The sequence below is a fragment of the Sphingobacterium siyangense genome, from assembly GCF_007830445.1.
GTDB lineage: Bacteria > Bacteroidota > Bacteroidia > Sphingobacteriales > Sphingobacteriaceae > Sphingobacterium > Sphingobacterium siyangense.
Genome location: NZ_VLKR01000021.1, coordinates 12671 through 36004, shown reverse-complemented (window position 1 = coordinate 36004; position 23334 = coordinate 12671). Strand labels below are relative to the sequence as shown.

16 protein-coding genes are annotated in these 23334 nt (G+C 41.5%); 9 read left to right on the top strand and 7 right to left on the bottom strand.

All coding sequences use genetic code 11. The features are described from left to right. Window positions 1-416: 416 nt before the first annotated feature. The 3 genes from IQ31_RS17830 to IQ31_RS17820 all read right to left on the bottom strand — a co-directional run bounded on the left by IQ31_RS17830 (window position 417) and on the right by IQ31_RS17820 (window position 5819). Window positions 417-1073 (bottom strand): N-acetylmuramoyl-L-alanine amidase, encoded by a 657-nt coding sequence (locus IQ31_RS17830; RefSeq protein WP_145328990.1) that lies wholly within the window; start codon window positions 1071-1073, stop codon window positions 417-419. Window positions 1074-1171: 98 nt separating this feature from the next. Beyond that, the gene (locus tag IQ31_RS17825) at window positions 1172-2731 is read right to left on the bottom strand and encodes a SusD/RagB family nutrient-binding outer membrane lipoprotein (protein ID WP_145328988.1); all 1560 of its coding nucleotides are present in this window, start codon (window positions 2729-2731) and stop codon (window positions 1172-1174) included. Between the two features lie 4 nt (window positions 2732-2735). After that, a complete protein-coding gene (locus tag IQ31_RS17820) occupies window positions 2736-5819 on the bottom strand; it encodes a SusC/RagA family TonB-linked outer membrane protein (RefSeq protein WP_145328986.1) in 3084 nt (1027 codons plus the stop codon). A 593-nt stretch (window positions 5820-6412) separates the two neighbouring features. On the opposite strand from IQ31_RS17820, the gene IQ31_RS17815 reads away from it, so the two are divergent. Continuing rightward, window positions 6413-7063 carry a DUF6266 family protein gene (locus IQ31_RS17815; protein ID WP_145328984.1) on the top strand — a complete coding sequence of 217 codons (651 nt, stop codon included), beginning with the start codon at window positions 6413-6415 and terminating at the stop codon, window positions 7061-7063. Window positions 7064-7081: 18 nt separating this feature from the next. Here IQ31_RS17815 and IQ31_RS17810 read toward each other — a convergent pair whose 3' ends face one another. The 3 genes from IQ31_RS17810 to nagA form a co-directional block, all read right to left on the bottom strand. After that, on the bottom strand, window positions 7082-7636 hold the full coding sequence (locus IQ31_RS17810) for an acyl-CoA thioesterase (protein WP_145328982.1): 555 nt from the start codon (window positions 7634-7636) through the stop codon (window positions 7082-7084). A 184-nt stretch (window positions 7637-7820) separates the two neighbouring features. After that, window positions 7821-9446, bottom strand: coding sequence for a glycoside hydrolase family 10-like protein (locus tag IQ31_RS17805; RefSeq protein ID WP_145328980.1), 1626 nt, complete (start codon window positions 9444-9446; stop codon window positions 7821-7823). Window positions 9447-9532: 86 nt separating this feature from the next. After that, window positions 9533-10639, bottom strand: a complete 1107-nt coding sequence (gene nagA, locus IQ31_RS17800; protein WP_145328978.1) for an N-acetylglucosamine-6-phosphate deacetylase — start codon at window positions 10637-10639, stop codon at window positions 9533-9535. Window positions 10640-10796: 157 nt separating this feature from the next. Here nagA and IQ31_RS28160 point away from each other — a divergent pair, with 157 nt between their 5' ends. The 5 genes from IQ31_RS28160 (at window position 10797) to IQ31_RS17780 (ending at window position 17434) form a co-directional block, all read left to right on the top strand. Beyond that, on the top strand, window positions 10797-10928 hold the full coding sequence (locus IQ31_RS28160) for a DUF6728 family protein (protein WP_342212507.1): 132 nt from the start codon (window positions 10797-10799) through the stop codon (window positions 10926-10928). 12 nt (window positions 10929-10940) lie between these two features. Further along, the gene (locus IQ31_RS17795) at window positions 10941-11327 is read left to right on the top strand and encodes a RidA family protein (protein ID WP_046672670.1); all 387 of its coding nucleotides are present in this window, start codon (window positions 10941-10943) and stop codon (window positions 11325-11327) included. A 3-nt stretch (window positions 11328-11330) separates the two neighbouring features. Continuing rightward, window positions 11331-12254, top strand: coding sequence for an EamA family transporter (locus tag IQ31_RS17790; protein WP_244294525.1), 924 nt, complete (start codon window positions 11331-11333; stop codon window positions 12252-12254). Between the two features lie 439 nt (window positions 12255-12693). Further along, complete coding sequence (locus tag IQ31_RS17785; RefSeq protein ID WP_145328976.1) at window positions 12694-15753, top strand: SusC/RagA family TonB-linked outer membrane protein; 3060 nt, start codon at window positions 12694-12696, stop codon at window positions 15751-15753. A gap of 10 nt (window positions 15754-15763) precedes the next feature. Further along, complete coding sequence (locus tag IQ31_RS17780; RefSeq protein WP_145328974.1) at window positions 15764-17434, top strand: RagB/SusD family nutrient uptake outer membrane protein; 1671 nt, start codon at window positions 15764-15766, stop codon at window positions 17432-17434. Window positions 17435-17702: 268 nt separating this feature from the next. Here IQ31_RS17780 and IQ31_RS17775 read toward each other — a convergent pair whose 3' ends face one another. Next, window positions 17703-17993 carry a P-loop NTPase family protein gene (locus IQ31_RS17775; RefSeq protein ID WP_145328972.1) on the bottom strand — a complete coding sequence of 97 codons (291 nt, stop codon included), beginning with the start codon at window positions 17991-17993 and terminating at the stop codon, window positions 17703-17705. Window positions 17994-18693: 700 nt separating this feature from the next. On the opposite strand from IQ31_RS17775, the gene recG reads away from it, so the two are divergent. From recG to lipB, 3 genes are all read left to right on the top strand, one after another. Continuing rightward, a complete protein-coding gene (recG, locus tag IQ31_RS17770; protein WP_145328970.1) occupies window positions 18694-20799 on the top strand; it encodes an ATP-dependent DNA helicase RecG in 2106 nt (701 codons plus the stop codon). 458 nt (window positions 20800-21257) lie between these two features. Next, window positions 21258-22448, top strand: coding sequence for a GTPase HflX (hflX, locus tag IQ31_RS17765; protein ID WP_075994499.1), 1191 nt, complete (start codon window positions 21258-21260; stop codon window positions 22446-22448). A gap of 60 nt (window positions 22449-22508) precedes the next feature. After that, window positions 22509-23204: a lipoyl(octanoyl) transferase LipB gene (gene lipB / locus IQ31_RS17760; protein WP_145328968.1), complete on the top strand. Its 696-nt coding sequence runs from the start codon at window positions 22509-22511 to the stop codon at window positions 23202-23204. The last annotated feature ends 130 nt before the right edge of the window (window positions 23205-23334 follow it).

Genomic DNA, 23334 nt, shown 5'->3' with positions numbered 1-23334 from the left:
CACGAATAATTGAAAATCAGAATAAAAATAAGTAGAACTTTTCGTTTTTAAAATTAAACACTACATAAAAACGCAAAAGAAAGTAAGTATTCACTTACATTTTAGAGACAACACTTTCTTTAAAATTGGAATCTGACATCAAAAATAAAAACATATTTTCAACACAAAACACTAATAATAAAACAATTAACAACAAAAATACGATTCAAACGAAAAACCAGTAAGTGTGCAATACACACCACAATGTAACAAATAGAATACAATTAAGACTTTATTAACAATGCAGCAAAATACATCAAACCTGCACAACCAATGATAACACCCCTTGGATTATACACTATCGTCCGCAACTTTTCACAAAAATCGATCATCGCTCTTAGAAATCATAAACGACATTAGCCACAGAGGGCATCACATTAAGGCAACGGATTTAATTTCAGATCAGCAAGCTGCTTTCTTAGCGCATTCATAAATTTATCCCCTGGGTCATCTTTACCAGTGATGTAATTGGGATCTGTTTCTTTCCACCAACTCGTTTTCTTAAAACGTTGGTACTCATGATGCCCTAAAACGAATTCTATAGGATATTTTTCACTCAGATAACGGATAAGCTCTTCATTCGCTTTCAATTGCGCATCTGTCAACGGGTTCTGACGGCTACCTATGTTCTCAATACCGATCGCACAATAGTTGAGACCTATTGTATGCCGTGCAAAAATAGAATCTGGCAAAAACTGATAAATCGTACCGTCACGATCAATGACAAATTGCGAAGAAACATTCAAGGCACTGGCCTTGGTCAATTCAGGCCTTCCCGGAAGCCGGACAGGATTAAAGGTATTGAAGGTTGCTTTCACGCTATTGTTAGCCGTCCAGTGCACCACCACCATCTTAGGATGGATCACCGGTGTCGACTGCGGCAGACCGTGCCGATTTTTCAGGTAATCCAGCGAAAGCTGAATACGGTTCTTGTCCCAGGTAATTGGTTTTTGAATGATCCTGGGCGACTGGGCTAACCCCAAAATAGAAAAACCTACTAAAAGCAGTGTTAAATACAATTTATCCAAATTCATAAATAAAGCTACTGATTTTCGACGGAAAGCCACATCAAGGATAAATTAAATTGGCAAGCAGAAGTAACAACTTCTGCTTGCCAGAGATAGATAGTCGATTATTTTTTATCCCAGAAAACCGGCTTTGCCGTATAGGTCACCGCACTAACATCGGGATCTGCCGCAATTACTTGCGCATAATTATATTGAATTCCATAGGTAGGCACATTAAATCTTCTTGGCCATAAATCTTGTGTTGGAAAAGCAATTGTATAAGCAAAGCTCGGACGGATAAAGCCCTTATAAACACCCTGCGTTTCATTATAAGCCCCTGACGCATCGGTACAATAATCCATACGCCTTACATCATTGAACATTTCAGGTGAATAAGACAAAGCAATATACTTCTGAATCATGACTTGACTCAACGTTAAAGCATTAGCATCCTGAACAACGGACGAACTTGCTAAAAAAGTAGTCGAGTTAACTCCCAACAAATCACAATGTGCTTTAATCCCATCTTTATATGCCTGCAATGCCTGAGCTTTATTACCTTGCTTATAATAAACCTCAGCTTTAATAAAAAACATTTCTGCATTCGTCAACAGAAGGCCTTTTGAACCTTTAGCCGTATACCAAGTCCCCGTACTTGTTGCTGAAGGCCTAAGTGCGGCGTATTTAGGCTCCGATGAAGGAAATCCATTTGCCGATAAGGTCGCCAAATCCACACCTACCGTACGTGACTGAACGTCATTGGCGATAATATTTGGTATCAATAATGCAGCTCGAGGGTCTTCCACATTATTGCTCCCTTTCGGCGCCCCCGTATAATCGTTCAGTATATAATTCAAATACAATTGGCTCAGACGATTGGTATTATTATTACCATATTGCAATGAATTTGTTGCTGCATTCCCTGACACGGCCTCGTCTTGATATTGATACACCGCAGACTCCCCCACAGTTTTAGGCGCTTTTTCAATATTTGCCAAGATCGCCACCGGATCATATTTATCAGTTTTAGATAAATGGTTTAACATCCTGACTTTTAAACCGTAGGCCAGTTTAATCCACTTTTGAACATCGCCTCCATAAAGATAGTCTCCTTTCGAAAGTTCGGGAGCGCCTTGATCCTGGTTTTTTTGCAAATATTCGATACCCAAATCCAGCTCTTTCAATGCTTGTTCATAGATATATTCATCCTGGTCATATTTTGGTGTCATATTTCCTCCGACAAATGCTTCATCATAGGGAACCATTCCATACATATCCGCAAGATTAGCAAAGCCCCACGCCCAGATTACCTTACCTACACCATAATAATGATTCGCCCCTGATTTTTCAGCAGCTTTCAACATATCAGGAATATTGACAGCGCAATAGACATACCAGGATTGATACGGCCAATTAATAGATGCACTTGTTATGTTCCATTGTGTAAGATTCCAATTACTCGCCGAGTTGTTAGCCGAAACAAGTTGCTGCGATAAGAGAGCCCCTCTCGTACCAGCACTCTCGTAACCATCAACAAACTGAGCTAAAATTGGTGGAAGTCTGAGATCAGCAGTAGGAACAGAAGTATTTGGATTATTCGGATTATCATTTACGTCCATCCAATCTTTACATGATGTAAATAATGCTCCGCCAATCGCTATAAATATTAATAGTTTACTTTTCATCGCATTAGAATTTTAAATTAACACCAAACGTCACACTCTTTGTATTTGGCACACCTGCATAATCAACACCAACCGAACCAGAACCTTTGACACCAGCACCTGCAGCACTAACCTCAGGATCCATTCCAGAGTAATTTGTAAACAACAGCAAATTCGTTGCATTCAACGTAAAGTTTGCTCCTTTAATCCACTTCACTTTCTGGAAAACAGAACTCGGTAAATCGTAGGATAAATTAACCGACCGCAAACGCAACCAGTTAACTGTTTCCACAAAATTAGCTGTTTGTTGCGCATAGATATTTTGATAATAATACTGATCTAGTGTGATCTCCCGAGTAACATGTTCAGCTTGATTTGTTGCCGGATTTGTCGCAATGCCATTCAACAACATTTTATCACCCCTATTCTCTGTATTTCTACTCAAACCATAGTAAGCGAGCTGATATTCCGTACCGTTTAGAATATCGCCACCTTTTCTAAAATCAAATAAGAACGAAAGATTCCAATTTTTATACGTAAAACTATTATTTAATCCTCCTAAAAACTTGGGCTCGCGGTTCCCCACCTGATATGTCGCATTCCCATCTGAAGAGGGATACCCTGTGGTCCAATCCAACAACAGCTCTCCATCCTCATTAGTTCTCCATTTTTTCCCACTTATCCCCATAAAGTCACCATCATTAAAGGACGCAGCTTTACCATCGGCAACTTGAACATCTGTCACATACAAGATAGCCAATCCACCTGGCAAAGCATTTACTTTACCTTTATTATGAGACATATTTAAGGCCAAATCCCAAGAAAAATTTTCCCGCTTAATTGGTGTCGCATTGATTGTTAACTCCAGACCTTTATTTTGTAAATTTCCTGCATTTACATATTGAAAAATACCACCAGTTGCATTATCTACCCTTGGCGACAATATCTGATCCACAGATTTGTTATTATAGTAGGTAAACTCCACCCCTAGACGGTTCCGTAAAAACTTAAGATCGGTACCGACCTCAAAAGATTGGGTTTTTTCAGGCTTTAGATTTGAGTTTCCCAAAGTCCATGAGTTGCGAAAACCTCCTCCAATTGTATTTTGAGGAATCTCTAAGTAAGAATTTGTCTGATAGGCTGGCGCATCTTTACCGACTTGGGCCCAAGATGCCCGCAGTTTACCGTATGTAAAAATATCGTTCTTGGGTAACAATTCAGAAAAGATCAAACTTCCACTAAAAGAAGGATACATAAAAGACCTATTTTCCACAGGCAAGGTCGAAGACCAGTCATTCCTTAATGTCGCCCCTAAATAGGCCAAATTTTTATAACCGACCTTAAAATCACCAAATACACCTAACCGGCGAATTTGAGTCAGGTTATCATAAACAAACTTATCTTTATCCGCGGCATTATTAAAAGCATAAAAATTTGGTAAAATAAAGCGTTGCGCTTTTGTCGCATTGGTTTTCGTATTTAGATCCTCAGTAGCAGCACCTAACAATAGACTCAGATCCCAGTCTTGAGCGACCACTTTATGTGCATTCAATAAAAAGTTATGATTTGTAAATGTATATTGAGTGACATTTTGAGACAACATCCCTTTTTGGTATTGCTCTACCACAGATGATCCTGCTGAAATCCTCGAAGTATAAGTAGAAGTATAGTTATCCAAACCCAAACGATAAGTAAAATCCAGCCAATCCGTGAATTTGGCATTGGTATAAAAGGTTCCTAAAAACCGATTGGTTTTATCAGTCTGCGGATTCATATGAACTGTCCAATAGGGATTATCGACATTAGCTTCTAGGGAAATTGCCGGTAGCAATAAATTTTGACTACCATCGGCATTCTGCCAGTTCTTCATATTAGCATTACGGGGATAGGCAATAATGGATTCTAGATAACCATTTCCTCCCGTCCCCCACAGGCCTGTACCTGTCAGTGTCTTCGTTGTCTTGCTTTGCGAAAAGGCCGCATTTCCTCCAAAGGTCATAATACCGAGACGTTGCTCCCCGTTTAAACGGAAGTTGGTTCGATCATAATCCGTAGTAGGAATAATTCCAGTTTGCTTCAGATTACCTCCAGACAAATAAAAATTACCATTTTTATTACCACCTGTTACATTAAAATTGTTATCATAAGTATAACCTGTCTTAAAAAAATCACCTAGATTATCGTAGACAGTCTCGCCCTCCGCGAATTTATTTCCCCAAGAAAAATTACTATTCGGATCTACAGTTCCAGACAAACTGGTCCCCTGTTTATAAATAGATTGTTGCTTTGGCAATTTATTTACCCAATTGGCACTTACTCGCGAATTCACCCCAATGGAAACCGCGCCGTCTTGACCTTTCTTAGTCGTAATTACAATAGCCCCTGCCGCTGCACGAATACCATATAAAGCCGCAGCTGTAGGCCCTTTCAAAACCGAAATAGACTCGATATCTTCTGGATTAATATCCATCGCTCTATTTCCTGATGTTGTCGAGATGTTGGTAGATCCATCAAAAGCGGACATATCACCAACCCCGGTGGAATTATCTATCGGCATCCCATCGATGACAAATAAAGGTTGATTATCTCGTTCAAGAGATGTTCCACCACGGATAATTATAGAGGCAGAAGCTCCGGGAGCTCCCCCTGAATTGGTAATATTTAAACCTGCAATCTTACCGTTCAATGAGTTAATGACATTGGGATTTTTATTCTTCATCAACTCATCCGATTTAATATCCTGAACAGCATAGCCAAGCGCCTTTTTTTCTTTCTTAATTCCCATTGCCGTCACAACAACCTCTTCAAGCGCCTCCTCACTGCCAGAAAGCGCAACATTGATCGTTGCATTTGCGCCAACTAATTGTTGTCTTTCTTGAGACCCCACGGCTCTAAAAATCAAAATATCGCCCGGCTCCGCATTGATCGTGAAACTTCCGTCCGGTTTGGTCTGGGTACTGACAGCCTTACCTTTGATACTCACGGTTACATTAGGCATTGTACCACCATCAGAGGCATTCGTCACTTTACCCGTTACAGTTTTGGTCTGTGCCCATAAACTGGTTGACAGCATCACCCCTGAACAGAATAAGAGAATTTTTTTATTCATGGTTTTTAGTTAGTTGTTAATAATTTTCCATAGCGGGCGGTTCCAACCCCAGGCTTATATCAATTACTACACAATAGTATGAAAAGCTTCCTGTTTTTGCAAGCTTATGCGCAATTATTTTAAAAAGAAACAACAATAAACACATCAACGCACAATACAACAGCAAAAATCCACTACAAACCCCAAAAAACAGATATAAAAACGCATATAACAGCATTATAAAACAAAAAACATATAATAAAAGCATTTAGCAGAACCATTTTCACTATATATCGCGCCAAATCCACACATAACTGCAAGAAAAATACAAATCATACGCAACACCAATAAATAACAGCGTCCTTATGCAAGAAAACATCCAGTATTTACCGCCATTTATACTAAATAAATAGGAGTCACTTTCAGAGATTCTTCGGTGCTCCTTCGGTACTTACTCGGTGCTTGCTCGGAGCTTCTTCGGTTGTGACCGAAGAAAGACCGAGCAAGCACCGACTGAACTCCGTAAAAAATACGAGATAAAGTCGAAGTTAATATTGATAAATACTTATTTATTTGGTACCTTAAAGAAAAATAAATACCAATTCACTTATATTATGGCCATCATTAAAAACGGTGCCAATGGCACACTTTCAGGGAAAGCAGGATCAGTCGTTTTCGTTACCAATGGAAATACAACCTATGCAAGAGGCTTACCAAAGAAAAACAAAAAAGAACCTACCACAGACCAAATCCAGTCGCGTTCACGGTTTTCCCTCATCCAAAAATTTAGCTCTTCAATGCTCTATTTATTACGAGTCGGATTTAAAAACTATAACCTCAATAAAAAGGCTTATAGCAACGCTATGTCCTACAACCTCAATCATGCAGTAGAAAAAACGGCAACGGGCTATGCCATCAATTATGAAAACTTTCGCGTGAGTAAGGGGCTTCCCAATCCCATTTCCGACTATACATTTCAGATAGATAAAGAGACTGAAACATTTACGCTCTCCTGGGATTATGACACAAAGCTAAGTGCAGCTTCTGACCTCAATGCAAGCAGCTGTCGACTACTTCTATCTTGCCCAGAAGAAGAAGTTGCATTCACCAATGAGGGCATGAATACACTTATCCAACGAACACAGATGGTAAAACTCCAACGACAACAGCATGTCGGCACCTACCGCATCTATGTGTTCTTCCATAAAACGGACGGAAGTGATGAATGCACAGACAGTAAATATCTAGGTACTGTCGAATGGTAGCAAACAGCTTTCACTCCATTACGGAGCCAGATCGATCTTTACATCAAAATACCGCTTAATATAAGCCTGTTGTTCGGCGGAGTCCGTTTCCAGATCGTGAATAGCACGATCTCTTTCTTTGTCGACCTCCATCTTCACCACACAGCGGTAGAAACGAAATATATCTTTTTCGGTTTCCAATATTAACCTTGGCACCCGGGCGGGCTTCCCTGTTTCATCCTTCGCCACCATCGTAAAATAGGAGGAATTACAATGTTTGGTTTCACCCGTCTGAATATTCATCGCTTCGACCCGAATACCGACTTCCATAGAAGAGTTCCCTACATAATTCACAGAAGCGATCAATGTCACCAACTCCCCCACCTCAATAGGCTTCAAAAAATCAACTTTGCCAACTGACGCCGTCACACAATAATGTGCAGAAAATTTGGATGCCACAGCAAATGCAATCTGATCCATCAATGATAAAATATAACCGCCGTGTATTTTACCACCAAAATTAGCATTGGATGGCAACATCAGCTGCGACATCCGAATCACAGAGTCGCTTACCGTTTTATAGATTTCTTCCATACCTATAAATTTACCTTGGATAGATTACAATTCAAAACAAAACCTTCATGACTTCGCAGATACCAACAGCAATGAAAGCGAGCTGAAGGTTCTTTCTGGCCAATAAGATCAGACACTTTCAGAAAAAAAGGATATCCAAAACTCAGATATCCTTTTTGTAAGTGTTGATAATACCGACAGCTAACTACTTTATCTTTTCAGCGACATAAGGCCCCTCATTACTCAAACGATCAATCGCTTTAACCGCAACATACTGCAGTTTTTTGTTGTTCAACGTCGTCGGAATATCCTTACTTGTAACCCCGGGATCCAGAATCTCATATTGCCATACGCCACCGTAGTTGAGATACAATACCCATTTTGAAACCTGATCAATTTGCTGATGTTGCCATTTCGCAAAAATATTTCCTCCTTGTGGAGTCAGTAGCAAAGTCGGTTTCAACAAAGGATTTGCATTCAACCAAGGGCTTGTTGGCACCAATGCTTTCACCTGATAAGGACCATTCACCAAAGCTTGTGTCATGGCTGGGTTTTTGGTCAGTCCAGCCAAACTCCAATGGATTACACCTTCCCGGTTATCCGGCAATAGTGTACGTGCAGCCTCCACTTGATTGACAATTTCCTGAACATATTCCGGACCACGTCTACCAACTGTATTGATGCCCGGCCAAAGATGACGTCCCAATGTATTCTCACTTTCCCACCATTTCAGCAGGGCCGTATAGCTTTGTTTGGCTGGTTGTATAGGCCAATATAGCTGGGGAGCAAAATAATCTATCCAGCCTTTGTTCAACCATAACTTCGCATCAGCATAGAGCATATCATATTGACTCGACCCCTGAATTCCCGAAGGATAACCAGGTTTCCAGATACCAAATGGACTGATCCCGAATTTCACAAAATTCTTCTCTTTCTTAATATCCTTATAAATACGTTCGATAAAGGTATTTACACTATTTCTACGGAAGTCGCCGCGCGATAGATTCCCTCCATTACGCTTGTATTCATTGTAACTATCCGAATCCGGAAAATCCTGTCCGCCATTGTATTCGGCATAAGGGTAGAAATAATCATCAAAATGTACGCCGTCGATATCGTAACGTTTGACAATATCCATAACTACGCGCGCAGCATGATCCTGTGTCGATTGTTTGGATGGATCAAACCAATAATACCCCTGTTTTAATTTGACAACCGACTCGGGCATTTTGCGCGCCATAGACGCTGAAGTAACAGCACCGCCAGCGGTGTGGTGAGCACGGTAGGGGTTCAGCCAAACATGAAGTTCAATCCCTCTTTTATGCGCCTGTTCAACCCAAAAATCAAGTGGATCGTAGTAAGGAGAAGGTGCTTGTCCCTCTGTCCCGGTCAAAAAGTACGACCAAGGTTCAAGATCACTTTTATAAAAAGCATCGGCTGATGGACGCACCTGAAAGATCACGGCATTGAAATTATTGTTTTTCAAAAAATCTAAAATACCGATCGCCTCCTGTTGCTGTTCAGCCGTACTCAGATTGTTTTTGCTTGGCCAATTGATATTGGCAACAGAGGCCACCCAAGCGGCACGAAACTCGCGCGGTAACACCGGAAGATCGACCACAATTTCCTTTTTCTTTTCTGCAACCGGCTGCTCTTTTGTTTCAATTGCAGTTTTCACCCGTTCGCGCTTAGGCTGCGTGGGCGGATCTTTTTTTACAATTTCGACATTTGTAGTTGTGGTACTGACAGGCTCCTGTTTTTTATTTTTCTTGGATGAACAAGAGGATAAAACAAAAAGTGCTGTCGCTAAAAATAATAGGGAACGTTTCATCAATCTATAGAATAGTGTTTTTTCAAAATAACGAACGAAGATACATATAATATTAGTCAATCCCGGCCAATCTTCTCCGAAATGTATCAGCGTTTTAACTCACCGTTGAAGATCACCTGCTCCAATTGAAAGTCGTCGTTAAAGGCAATGACATTGGCTGTGCTTCCATGATTGAGATTTCCGATATCCGCTCGCTTTAAAAGGTTTGCCGGATACACTGTAGCCATCCGGATCGCTTCATCGAGTGGTATCCCTACCTTTTGTACAGCATTTTTTATCCCCTCCAGCAAGGAAATTGCAGCTCCTGAAATAGTACCGTCTGGCAACGAATAATACCCATCGTTCAATATATGCTGATAGATATCTTTATCGCAAGCGGCTACAGCATCGGTAATCATAAACAACCGATCTCCCATTTGCCTTTTTGCGATCTTTACCGCTTCAAAGCTTACGTGATGTCCATCCACAATAATACTTGCTTGCGCTGTCGGATGATTAAAAATTGCGCCAACAAGCCCTACTTCGCGATGGTGTAAAGGCGACATGGCATTAAACAGGTGGGTACTTGTTGGAATCCCCAGATCATAACCATGGGTCCCTTCCTCAAAAGTCGCATCACTATGACCTGCACTCAGCAATAAGCCATAGCCCTGCAGGTACTTCAGGACATCGTCCGCTATGCATTCAGGTGCTATAGTCATCATCTTGACGACCTGATTTCCCGCCAAAAGATCTTCAATCCTTTCCTTTGTAGGCTTGATAATTAATTCTGCAGGATGAGCCCCTCTTTTTTTCGGATTCAGGAAAGGACCTTCCAAATGCAGTCCTAAAAATGCATTATGCCGGAAGTCTTCTGCCACCCGAATGGCGTCCTTAAATACGGGAATCGTATTGGTCGCCAGCGTCAACATAAAAGAGGTTGTCCCTTTACGGACCAAGCCCTCCGCGATACGCTCCAAGGAGGCTACACTACGCTCGGCGGAATACAAGTCCGATCCGTCACCATACAATTGCAGATCGATCAACCCAGCACAAATATTAGCGCCGTTAATCGGATAACTAACATAATCCGCGGGCACCTCTTGATCATTGACGATCCCATCAATTTTACCTTCGCTGATCAGCAATGCTTTTTGTTCCAAAATCGCGTCGCCTGTATATATTTTACCCCCAATTAATGCTAGCTTATTCATATAATTTCTATTAAATTCTATTTCACTTACCAAGTTACCAAAATTCAAAAAAACCAATCACTTGCGCAAGATTTTGTTTCATAGTTTATTGGAAATTCTTTCAAAATTTTTGATCTTTTCATTTTAACTTTCTAATTTACTGTTGTACCTTAGTTCCATGTACTTTTTCAGAAAGCGCAATCCGGATCGTCCCAGCAATAGCAGTATTAAAGCCATGCATATCATTAATGCAACGGCCATTCTTGTGTTTTTATTGGGGCTGATCTATAAAATATTTTTTACATCCTAAACACAGTCATCCATGTCAAAAAAAGAGATCTTAAATACTGACAAAGCACCTGCAGCAATCGGGCCATACAATCAGGCGATCAAAGCAGGCAATACATTATATGTTTCCGGGCAGATCCCCCTTGTTCCCGAGACGATGGAATTGATTTCGTCAGGAGTAAAAGACGAAGCTCATCAGGTATTGAAAAATGTAGAAGCTATCCTGACAAATGCCGGCTATACTTTTGAAGATGTTGTCAAAGCTTCTATTTTTTTAAGTGATATGGGCAATTTTGCATTAGTCAATGAAGTATATGCTGAATATTTTAAAGAGGCCCAACCAGCACGTGAGTGTGTTGCGGTAAAAACCCTTCCCAAGAACGTCAATGTCGAAATTTCGGTCATTGCCTGGAAAGATTAGTCCGTGGAAAGCAGCAACGAAACAGCAAGCCGCGGAAAATATCTTTTCGCGGCTTTTTTAGCCCCTTTTATCTGGGGATTTATGTCTATCCCTGTACGATGGATACGGGATTATCCTGCCGAAGATATTCTGTATTTTAGAATAATAACTGCGCTTCTGGCACTCTGGATATATCTTTTGCTTTTCCGCAGAAAAACCATGGCAGCTGATATCCGTAAGTTCCAGCTGCTACCTCAAACAGGCAAGCTCCGCCAGATCTGCCTTACGCTGCTCGCGTCGGCCTTAATCTTTGGAAATTGGTTTACTTATATCTATGCCGTCAACCATATCAGCATCCAATCTGCCGCCTTAGCCTACCTGACCTGTCCGCTGATCACCGCAGCTGGAGCCTACCTCATACTCAGGGAGAAACTGACCCTCTGGCAAAAAATAGCACTTTTTATTGCTTTCGGCAGCGTATGTCTACTCGCAAATGGTTCATTACACGATGTCCTCTGGGCGATTACTATTGCGACCTGCTACGCTTTTTACCTGATCGTACAAAGGGTATCTACGGGTTTCGACAAACTCAACCAACTGCTGATACAGCTTAGCATATGTGCCTTGTTTGTAATCCCCAAACTTAGCTATAATCATCATGCCATTCCAGCAGAACCTCTATTTTGGGGCACGATATTTCTTATTGCATCGCTATTCACGATTATCCCCCTTTTCCTGAGCATGTATGCACTCATTGGCATTTCATCGACAACGACTGGCGTTCTCCTCTATATCAATCCACTAATCGCATTTACTTTAGCAGCAACCTACTTCAACGAACCTGTTTCGCCAGTCAAATATGTAGCATACGGTATTATACTTATAGCAATCGCCCTATTTAACCTAACAAACATAAAACAGGGATTTCACAGACCATCACAAAGCTAAGCACAATACCCTGAATGAATTAGCGTACCTCAAATCAGAGAAAATGACTGATCTGAGGTAAAACACATTTATTTTATTCATATCAGCTCATTAATTAAAATACGGGTAAAAAAAATGACAAAACACACATCAACATGATTATCAACATATTGAACACATAAATTACATGATTTGTATCATTTTTGTTTCATGAAATTTTTGATTTTTGATCAACAATAGTAAATTAGACCCTTATTAAGAGAAATCACACGGCTCTTTCTTCCTATAACAAGGTATTGAATAGCAAACACTATTAAAAAATAATCATTTATTTTGCCCCCCGATTATTCAATATCCCTCTCTTCTAACCAAAATGCTAAATGGAATTAGCCCATTTCATTAGAAATTTCACCGTTATGAAAATATGTATATAAAAAACTGAATATAACACATATACTATATGAATAACAAATTATACTCTACACTAAGGGTGCTAGGTATTGTTCCGACAATGCTTTTTTCAGCATCTTTATTGCACGCGCAAACCAACCAGATAAAGGGAACGGTTGTAGACGCTAAAACCAAAGCTCCTATTCCAGGTGCCACGATCAAAGTATTGGGTACTTCCAACGCAAGTTCTACGGATATTAAAGGTGCATTCCAGATCAATGTTGATGACAAAAACCGCGTATTGAACATCAGTACGGTCGGTTACGAAAATAAAACGGTTACACTGGGCCCCGGGGAAACGACAGTAACGGTGAGTTTGGATGAACAGACACAACAACTGGAAAGTGTGGTCGTTACCGCTTTGGGTATTAGCCGTGCACAAAAATCATTAACATACTCTACACAACAAGTCAGTGGTGACGAATTAAACAAGGTTAAAAGCACCAACTTGGCTAATAATTTAAACGGTAAAGTCGCCGGTGTTAACATTGCCTCGAGCTCTTCTGGACCGGGTGGTTCAGCAAAAGTTATTTTACGCGGTAACAAATCGGCTTCCGGTAATAACCAGGTCCTTTATGTTGTCGATGGGGTTCCGATCAACAACCAGACTTTAGCAAACCAGCCAGACGATGTCTTCGGTGGCCAGCGCGATGGTGGCGACCCGATTTCATTAATCAATCCCGAGGATATCGAAAACATCTCTGTACTAAAAGGAGCATCTGCGGCAGCACTATATGGTAGCCAAGCTGCCAATGGCGTTATCCTGATTACAACAAAATCAGGTAAACAAGGCCGTACCACAATCAACTTCTCCTCAAGTGCACAAATTGAACAAGCTGTATCCACGCCAGAGTTTCAAAGCCAATATGGCCAGGGCTCAGGTGGCAAAAACAGTAACACCAGTATTTTTAGCTGGGGCGACAAAACGGACGGCACCAACTACGACAATGTAGGTCAATTTTTCCGCACGGGAAGCAACTTCACCAATTCATTGACCCTTTCCGGAGGTAACGAAAAGAATCAGACTTACTTCTCTTATGCCAATACACTAGCGAAAGGTATACTTCCGGAAAACGATCTGACAAGGCATAATTTTAATCTCAAGGAGAGTGCAAACTTTTTTGATGATAAATTGACCGTAGAAGGAAGTGCCAACTACATTACACAAAAATTGGATAACGCACCTACCGCAGGTTTTTATTATAGCCCATTGGTTGGAACTTATCTATTGCCTCGCAGCTTAAATATTGCAGACTATAAAAATTACGAAACCTTCGATTCAAGCCGCAATCTGTACGACCAAAACTGGTTTACTCTTTCTGACGACGAAACGACACAACAGAACCCTTGGTGGATTGCAAACCGCAATTCAACACGCTCTACACGCAATCGTCTCCTCTTGAATGGTAGCGCAAAATACAAAATAGCGCCATGGATCAGCGTCCAAGCTCGCGGTAGTCTCGATCGTACAAGTGAAGTTTGGGATAGAAAAGCCTACGCCGGCACACAACACATCTTAGCGCGCGAAAACGGTGCTTATAGCTATACCAACACGACTATCACGCAACAATACGGAGACCTCGTTGCCAACATGAACTTTCATGTCAATGACAAATTCCAGATCACAGGATTGGTCGGAACGAGTATCACGGACTGGAAAACAGAAGGAACAGACTTCAACTCAGGCAAAAACGGTCTGACAATACCTAATCAGTTCTTTATTCAGAACACAACAACTCCTGTTACTTCTACCTTGTCGGCTAACCGGAGACAATTACAATCGGTATTTGCATCGGCCAACTTAGCTTATGACAACTGGATTTATCTGGATCTGACTGCCCGGAATGACTGGTCAAGTACATTAGCTTATACCGATTCAAAATCTTTCTTCTATCCCTCCGCAGGTTTGGGCATCGTCTTGAACGACAAGTTAAACTTGCCTACATTTGTTAATATGGCCAAGGTTCGCGGTTCTTATGCTGTCGTGGGCAATGACTTACCTCCATACACCAGTTTTCTGACAAATTCAATGAGTGCATATGGGGTATTAACGGTCAATGATATTGCATTTCTCAAAACATTAAAACCTGAGAAAACAAAATCTTTGGAAATAGGTACAGAATGGAAAATGTGGAACAACCGTCTGAATGTGGATGTAACATATTATAAAACCAACACTACGAACCAATTCTTCAAAATCGCCGCAAGTCATGCTTCACTCAACGAACAGTATGCCATCAATGCCGGTGATATCCAAAACCAAGGGGTAGAAGCGTTAGTGTCTTTGGATGCGATCAGAAATGACAACTTCAAATGGACAACAAGCATCAACTTCACGTACAACAAAAACAAAATCGTAAAACTTGCTGATGGTATATCGGAATTTACCCTGACAGGTGAAAGTCGCAATAATTTTGCCTCAAAACTTGAAGAAGGTGGCTCTTTCGGAGATATCTATGGACTGGATTTTGTTCGTGATGACCAAGGTAGGATTCTTATTTCAGACGATGGTATCCCTCAAAAAAACAGCAACTATACTAAGCTAGGAAATTCGAATCCAATCTGGCAAATGGGCTGGAACAACAGTTTCAATTATAAAAACTTCAATTTAAGCTTCCTCATCGACGGCAAATTTGATTATCAAGTAATGTCTGTCACACAAGCTTTAATGGACGGTTATGGTGTATCAAAAGCTACTGGAGATGCTCGGGCCAACGGCGGTGTTAGTATCAACGGGGTTACACCAAGTGGACAAGCCGTAACAACTGTAGACGCCGAAAAATGGTACACCTCTACCGCTGGCATGGGTCCAGTCAGTAGTCAATATATCTACGATGGAACTGTGGTAAGATTGCGCGAACTGACATTTGGTTATGACTTTAATATCAGAGACAGCTTCTTCAAAAAACTGCGTGTAAATGCTGTAGGTAGAAACTTATTCTACATTTCGAAGAAAGCTCCTTTTGACCCGGAAGTAACGATGTCAACAGGCAATTCACTGAGTGGTGTGGATATCTTTATGATGCCTGCAACACGCAACTATGGTCTTACATTAAATGCAACTTTCTAAACAATCAACAATGAAATTTAACAACAAACATATAGCCAAATTCTCACTTGCACTTTTACTCCTTGGTGGAACAATGAGTAGCTGTACAAAGAATTTCGAAGACTATAATAAAAATAATATCGGCCTGACAGATGAAGACCTAAAAGGTGACGGTCAGGACCTTGTGGCGTTTTTCAAAAAAGCCCAAATGTCTATTTACAATTTCTCAGGAGCCGGAGACCCCAACTCCTATCAAGTTCAACAAAACTTGAATGCAGACGTTTTTTCGGGATTTTTCATGTCTCCTACACCTTTCAATAGTGGACAAAATAACCTGAATTATGCGATGGTGAACGGATGGAACGGTGAAGCATTTAAAGTCCTTTATCTTGACGTCATTAAATCTATTGAAAAGCTAAAAAGCAATGGACTTGCCGAGACCTATCCCGCTTTATGGGGTTCCGCTTTGGTGATCAAAGTAGAGGCTGCAAGCCGTGTTACGGATATCTATGGCCCGATCCCATACAGTCAAGTAGGTACTTCTAATACCATTCCTTACGACAAACAATCCGATGTATATGCAGCCTTCTTTAAAGAGCTTGACGAGGCTGTAGCCACATTCAAATCCTACACAGCGGATAGTCCAATGGCTGCTAAAATTGATGAGATTGATCTTGTATTTCCAAATACAGATAATCAGGTCCGATTTGCAAATTGGTTGAAAATCGCCAATTCTTTACGTCTCCGTCTAGCAATGCGCTTAGTTAAAATCGACGCAACATTAGCGAAGACACAAGCTGAAAAAGCATTGGATCCGGCAAATGGCGGTGTATTGGAGAGCAATAGCGAAAACTTCAAAGTCACTGTACCGACAGACGGAACCTACAGCAACCCGCTTTGGTTTATTTCCAAAAACTGGGCCGACACACGTATCAATGCGACACTTTCGTCTTATATGGTGGGACTAAATGACCCTCGTATCTCTAAATATATGGCGCCGGTCATTAAAGATGAAACAACAACAGCTTTCGCTGGTAAATACATCGGAATCCGTACAGGTGCAGAGGGTATCGAAAAGGACAAATACCAAAAGCTATCCGCTTTGAATACCGAAGGTACAACGCCAACTTTCGTAGCGACTACCGCACCGGTATTAATGACCGCAGCCGAAGTTTATTTTCTGCGTGCAGAAGCTGCGCTTAGAGGTTGGAACAATGCGGGCGGAACAGCGCAATCGCTCTATGAAAAAGGGATCGAGACTTCCTTTACGCAATGGGGCGTAACATCTGGTTTAAGTACTTACCTTAATGACAACACAAGTAAAGCAGCAGCTTACGAGGACCCTTTCAATGCAAAGAATAACGCAGATTCACCAAGTGCTATCACAATCAAATGGGATGATGCGGCATCCAATGAAGAAAAACTGGAACGCATTATCACACAAAAATGGTTGGCGATCTTCCCTGAAGGACAAGAAGCATGGAGTGAATTCCGCCGCACAGGATATCCACGTCTATTCCCAGTTGTTGTCAACAATAGCGGTGGACTGATCGACACGAAAATACAGATTCGTCGTTTACCGTTCCCACAAAATGAATACAATACCAATGCCGCTGAAGTACAATCTGCAATCTCCTTGTTGGGCGGACCTGACAATGGTGGCACCAGACTTTGGTGGGATGTAAATAAGGGTAATTTCTAATCGAGAGATTAGCCGGGATAAATCTCAAAAAGGAGATAAATTTCAAAACGGGGCTGTCCAAAATGATTGGACAGCCCTTTTTATGCAATTTATACTTATTCTGCTAATACGTCATTTCGGATATTCAATGCTCAAAGTTACCCCTCTCACCCAATGCATATACTTCCTCTTAATTCAATTGCTTTGCTTTTATTATCAACTCAAAAGTCATTTTATGGGCACAGAGAGGGTCATGATCTATGCAAGGTCCGAATGTGGGAAAGCAAGATCAATGATCCAACGGTAATACTAATATAGAAATCCGAATAACCGTAGTGGAATCTTTGCACCAAAACCAGTTTCTATACCATCTGCCGCAATCAATATATAGACTTTTATCTTTTAATGCGCCCAGGTCATATTTCATATGCTGCAATAAAAGCGTCGTCTTACCTGCCCCACGTGTCCCTTTGATCCCTATCATCCGTTGATTCCAGTTAATTTTTTCATGAAGGTATCTCCTGAAATCATTGCTGATGCCCTGCAAAAGAATATCTTGAAAGTTGATCAAAGTTTCCATATTGTTGTTTCTATATTACAAATACAACTAAATTATGTTGTTTTGAAACTACATTTTAAAGATAATATTGTTGTTTCAAACCTTCAATACAACAGAAATCTTCTGTAATACCTTTCAAAATCAAACGTCTCTTAACAAAAACTTAATAGAAATCTTCTGTAGCAATCATCAGGAATTACCCGTTTAGTTAGAAAACCAAGAAGAACATTATGAAAAATCTTTCCATTTTGGGTATAACCACTCTCTTGGCATGTTGCATGCTATTTATTGTTTGTAAATCAGAATCACATTTAGAAAATCCCTAAAAAGACAAAACAGAAAAGGAACTCGAGTCCCTATCCAATGAAAAATACGAGAAAATCGTTGCCTTTGCTAGTCCCAAAGCATGCAATGATGCGACGGAATGGGAAATGATAGCAATACAGACAGTCTGCGGAACAAGTTACATTCCCTACCATAAATCCGTTGACAAAATAACCTTGCAAAATATGATCCATGACAACAACCGACTAATGGAAATATACCAGCCAATGATGGCGCCCAGAATAACTTGTATACCTTATCGCAAACCATTGACCGTGATCTGTCAAGAAGGAAAAGCAGCCATTAAATATGAAGAACCCGCTTCAAAATAGCGAGGTTACCCAAGAAGCGGCTCCCTAAACGCATAAATTTTTCGTAATTTAGCCATTCTAGAAGAATGGCTGAATTAAGTTTAATTACCCCCATAGAATACCTCAAAGGTGTAGGTCCACAAAAGGCGGATGTGCTCAAAAAAGAGCTGCAGGTATTTACCATTGGTGATCTACTGACACAATACCCTTTCCGTTATATCGACCGTACGGAATTCCATAAAATCAGGAAACTTCATCCCGATATGATGGCGGCACAGGTGCTTGGCCGCCTAGTATCACTACAGCTCGTGGGCGAGAAAAGAACGAAACGTCTTGTCGGTTCATTCAAGGATGAGACCGGCTCCATGGAACTCGTTTGGTTTCAGTCCATCCCATGGCTTCAAAAATCATTGAAAGTTGGTTCCGCCTATATTATTTATGGCAAGCCGAGCGAATTTAATGGACAGCTATCCATTACTCATCCCGAAATGGACCTGTACAACCCGCAGGTAAAACAGGTCGGCAATATGAGCTTACAGCCTGTATATTCTTCAACGGAGAAACTCAAAAAATTCAACCTTGATGCCAAGGGAATACAGCGGCTACAGCAGACTGCATTGGAAACCGTATTTCGCACTATAGGCGAATCCCTTCCTCAGGATGTCCTCACTAAACATGGCCTCATATCGCGACAGCAGGCTTTCGCATCCATACACTTTCCAAGCGATCAAAAGGAGCTGAACCAAGCGATTAAACGCATCAAGTTTGAAGAGCTATTTTTTATTCAGCTCAAGTTGCTCAACAACAAACAGCTCAATACCCAGAAGTTTAGAGGCCAGCGCTTCAATAAAGTCGGTGAAAAATTCAACACGTTCTTTAATGAGCGTCTTCCGTTCCCGTTGACCGGAGCGCAGAAGCGCGTTGTGAAGGAAATCCGTATAGATACCAATACAGGGGCGCAGATGAACCGGCTTGTGCAGGGCGATGTTGGCTCCGGGAAAACAGTTGTTGCCCTCATGAGCATGCTGCTTGCTGTCGACAATGGATTTCAGGCCTGTATGATGGCACCAACAGAAATCCTGGCGACACAACATTATCATGGACTAAAGCAGCTCGTAGGCGATGACATCGTCAATATCAAGCTACTTACAGGCTCCACAAGCACAAAGGAACGCCGTTTGATCCACCAGGCACTGGAAGATGGTAGCTTAGATATTTTGATTGGTACCCATGCCCTGATCGAGGATAAGGTGCAGTTCAAGAACCTGGGCTTCGTTGTTATTGACGAGCAGCACCGCTTTGGCGTGGAACAACGGGCCAAACTCTGGCGAAAGAATGTCATTCCACCACACATGCTGGTTATGACAGCCACACCTATTCCACGGACATTGGCCATGACCATGTACGGCGACTTGGACATCTCCGTGATAGACGAATTACCTGCTGGTCGTAAACCAATCAAGACCGTTCACTTTTTTGAAAGTTCACGCCTAAGGATGTTTGGCTTCATGCGCGAGGAGATCGCCAAGGGTAGGCAGGTCTACCTGGTCTATCCCCTCATCAAGGAAAGCGAAAAACTGGACCTGATTTACCTGGAAGCAGGCCTTGAGAACTTGCAACGCGAATTTCCACTGCCACAATACAAGATCAGTATTGTTCACGGCAAGATGCCCGTAAAAGATAAAGACTTTGAGATGCAACGTTTTGTCAAACATGAAACACAGATCATGGTTGCCACCACCGTTATCGAGGTTGGAGTTAATGTTCCCAATGCCTCGGTCATGGTCATTGAAAATTCCGAACGTTTTGGGCTATCCCAGCTGCACCAATTGCGTGGCCGCGTAGGCCGTGGTGCCGAACAGTCTTTCTGTATCCTGATGTCGGGCAATAAGCTGAGCAAAGAAGGAAGGTTAAGGCTAGATACGATGGTGCGTACCAATGACGGGTTTGAAATTGCAGAGGTAGATCTGCAGCTGCGTGGTCCGGGCGATATATCGGGCACCCAACAATCGGGTGTACTTGACCTCAAGATGGCGAACCTAGCAACAGATCAGGCATTGCTTACTGAATGCCGTAACACCGTCATTGAGATCTTCAAAGAAGACCCAACACTACAAAGCGAAAAGAATCAATTGCTACGAAGCTTCCTCGCCAGAAAATCAGATGGCATTGCTTGGGACAAGATTTCTTAACCGCATGTCATTTTCGCGAAAAAAAACGGGACCAGCAAATAAATCGATAAGGTGTTTAAGTGAATAAACAGAGCGCATTGGAATCTAAAGGCCGTTCGTCAACATAAATAAGATACGAATTGTTGTTAATTAGCGCTTGAAGACAATTTATCTTTTTTGTATATAAAACCAAATTTATTTACTTTTGCATCATTATGAACATGATATAGAAAATATCCCTTCTTTTACTAGGCAAAAGATGGCGACCGAACGCTTACATATTTTGAGTTGCCCTGGTAAGCAAATCACAGGAAATTTATTGGTTAATGGAGAATTATGTCATAACCGGCATCCAAAAACCGAGCTTGCGAGCTCGTTGAAAATAATTAAAAAGTGAACGTATAACAAGAGGTAGGCAATAGCGCACATTGCAGGCTTGAAGACTTATCGACTTCACTTGAAAGACTTAATAGTACAAAATGGCCAGATTTAAAATACACGATACAGCTATAAAACCCGAAACAGCCGTCTTGGTGAGTGTCATCACGCCAAGTGTGACGGAGACAAAAGCAAAAGAATACTTGGAGGAACTTGAATTTTTGGTGCAGACTGCCGGAGGCGAGACCAAAGGTATGTTTACACAAAAACTAGGTTTCCCCGATCGCGCTACATTTGTCGGTAGTGGAAAGCTGGAAGAAATAAAAGCATATGTTGAAGCCGAAGAAATTGACATTGTTGTTTTCGACGATGAGCTTTCACCTTCACAGTTGCGTAATATTGAAAAAGAACTGAAACGCAAGATATTGGACCGCTCCAATCTCATCCTAGACATCTTTGCCCGACATGCCAAAACTGCGCAGGCGAAGACACAGGTGGAACTGGCACAGCTGCAATACCTTTTACCACGATTGACCCGTATGTGGACCCACTTGGAACGTCAGCGCGGGGGTATCGGTATGCGTGGTCCGGGTGAATCGCAGATCGAGACCGATAGACGGATCATCTTGGACAAAATTTCCTTGTTCAAAGAACGCCTAAAAGCAATCGACAAGCAAAACGAGACACAACGAAAAAACCGTGGTGAGATGATCCGCGTAGCCCTTGTAGGTTATACCAACGTCGGAAAATCGACGATCATGAACATGATCTCCAAGTCTGACGTCTTGATCGAGAACAAACTTTTCGCGACATTAGATACGACAGTACGTAAAGTTGTTATCGACAACCTTCCCTTTTTGCTTTCAGATACCGTTGGTTTTATCCGCAAACTGCCACATCACTTGGTGGAATGCTTCAAATCCACATTGGATGAAGTACGGGAAGCCGATGTCCTGATTCACGTCGTCGACATCTCGCATCCGAATTTTGAAGATCATATCCAGGCGGTAAACGAAACATTGAAGGACCTTAAAGCGCTGGACAAACCGGTGATTACGGTGTTCAACAAAATTGACCTTTATAAACCGGCCGTCGAAGAAGGACACGATGGCGAGGAGATCGAGGTAACATTGGATGATTTCCGTAATTCCTGGATGGCAAAAAATTCAGATCCTGCAATCTTTCTGTCAGCAACAAATAAAACGAATATCGAAGAGTTCAAACAAAAACTTTACGATATCATTGTGAAGATGCACAATGAACGTTACCCATACAATAACTTATTGTATTAATTTTGACAAACAATGCTGTGAATGGGCCTTATGTCCATTCACAGCTTAAAAAAATACAAAATGAACAAAGAGGTACAGTTTCAAGATTGGGGTCTTGTCGATTACCAAGAAGCCTGGGACAGACAAGAAGCCATCTTTAAGGGAGTATTGGACATTAAGCACGACAATAGAGTCAACGCCACAGCAACGAGTACCCCGAATTACTTGATCTTTACAGCACATCCCCATGTGTATACCTTGGGGAAAAGCGGACATGAGGAATACTTGCTGTTAGATGAAAAAGGGCTCGAAGAGAAAGAGGCCAAATTCTACAAGATCAACCGTGGTGGCGACATTACCTATCACGGTCCGGGACAGATTGTCGGTTACCCGATCCTGGATCTCGACAACTTCTTTACCGATATACATCTTTATCTGCGTACATTGGAAGAGGCCATCATACTGACCTGTGCTGATTACGGAATCGAAGCCGGGAGATATCCTGGATTTACCGGGGTATGGATAGAACCGGATAAACCAACCGCACGCAAGATCTGCGCAATGGGCGTTCGCGCTTCACGCTGGGTGACCATGCATGGTTTTGCATTCAATGTCAACACAGACCTTGACTATTTTGGCAACATCATTCCTTGCGGCATCGACGATAAGGATGTAACGTCTTTAAAACGGGAACTTGGCAAGGAAGTCGATATGGAAGACGTGAAAGAAAAATTGAAAGGACATATTGCGCAACTCTTTGAGATGCAAGTCTTCTGATCAAGATTTCAATAACATATAAAGGCCCTTTGAAAGCGGAGTTTTAATTCCCCTTCAAAGGGCCTTATTTTTTTAAGCATACCTGTTCCTCCTCGTTCATAAAATCCTTGCGAACATCACAAACGAAGGA

Coding starts and splice junctions, on each gene's coding strand:
- IQ31_RS17830 (WP_145328990.1), bottom strand. CDS start 1,073: ATGAATTTGGATAAATTGTATTTAACACTGCTTTTAGTAGGTTTTTCT.
- IQ31_RS17825 (WP_145328988.1), bottom strand. CDS start 2,731: ATGAAAAGTAAACTATTAATATTTATAGCGATTGGCGGAGCATTATTT.
- IQ31_RS17820 (WP_145328986.1), bottom strand. CDS start 5,819: ATGAATAAAAAAATTCTCTTATTCTGTTCAGGGGTGATGCTGTCAACC.
- IQ31_RS17815 (WP_145328984.1), top strand. CDS start 6,413: ATGGCCATCATTAAAAACGGTGCCAATGGCACACTTTCAGGGAAAGCA.
- IQ31_RS17810 (WP_145328982.1), bottom strand. CDS start 7,636: ATGGAAGAAATCTATAAAACGGTAAGCGACTCTGTGATTCGGATGTCG.
- IQ31_RS17805 (WP_145328980.1), bottom strand. CDS start 9,446: ATGAAACGTTCCCTATTATTTTTAGCGACAGCACTTTTTGTTTTATCC.
- nagA (WP_145328978.1), bottom strand. CDS start 10,639: ATGAATAAGCTAGCATTAATTGGGGGTAAAATATATACAGGCGACGCG.
- IQ31_RS28160 (WP_342212507.1), top strand. CDS start 10,797: ATGTACTTTTTCAGAAAGCGCAATCCGGATCGTCCCAGCAATAGCAGT.
- IQ31_RS17795 (WP_046672670.1), top strand. CDS start 10,941: ATGTCAAAAAAAGAGATCTTAAATACTGACAAAGCACCTGCAGCAATC.
- IQ31_RS17785 (WP_145328976.1), top strand. CDS start 12,694: ATGAATAACAAATTATACTCTACACTAAGGGTGCTAGGTATTGTTCCG.
- IQ31_RS17780 (WP_145328974.1), top strand. CDS start 15,764: ATGAAATTTAACAACAAACATATAGCCAAATTCTCACTTGCACTTTTA.
- IQ31_RS17775 (WP_145328972.1), bottom strand. CDS start 17,993: ATGGAAACTTTGATCAACTTTCAAGATATTCTTTTGCAGGGCATCAGC.
- recG (WP_145328970.1), top strand. CDS start 18,694: ATGGCTGAATTAAGTTTAATTACCCCCATAGAATACCTCAAAGGTGTA.
- hflX (WP_075994499.1), top strand. CDS start 21,258: ATGGCCAGATTTAAAATACACGATACAGCTATAAAACCCGAAACAGCC.
- lipB (WP_145328968.1), top strand. CDS start 22,509: ATGAACAAAGAGGTACAGTTTCAAGATTGGGGTCTTGTCGATTACCAA.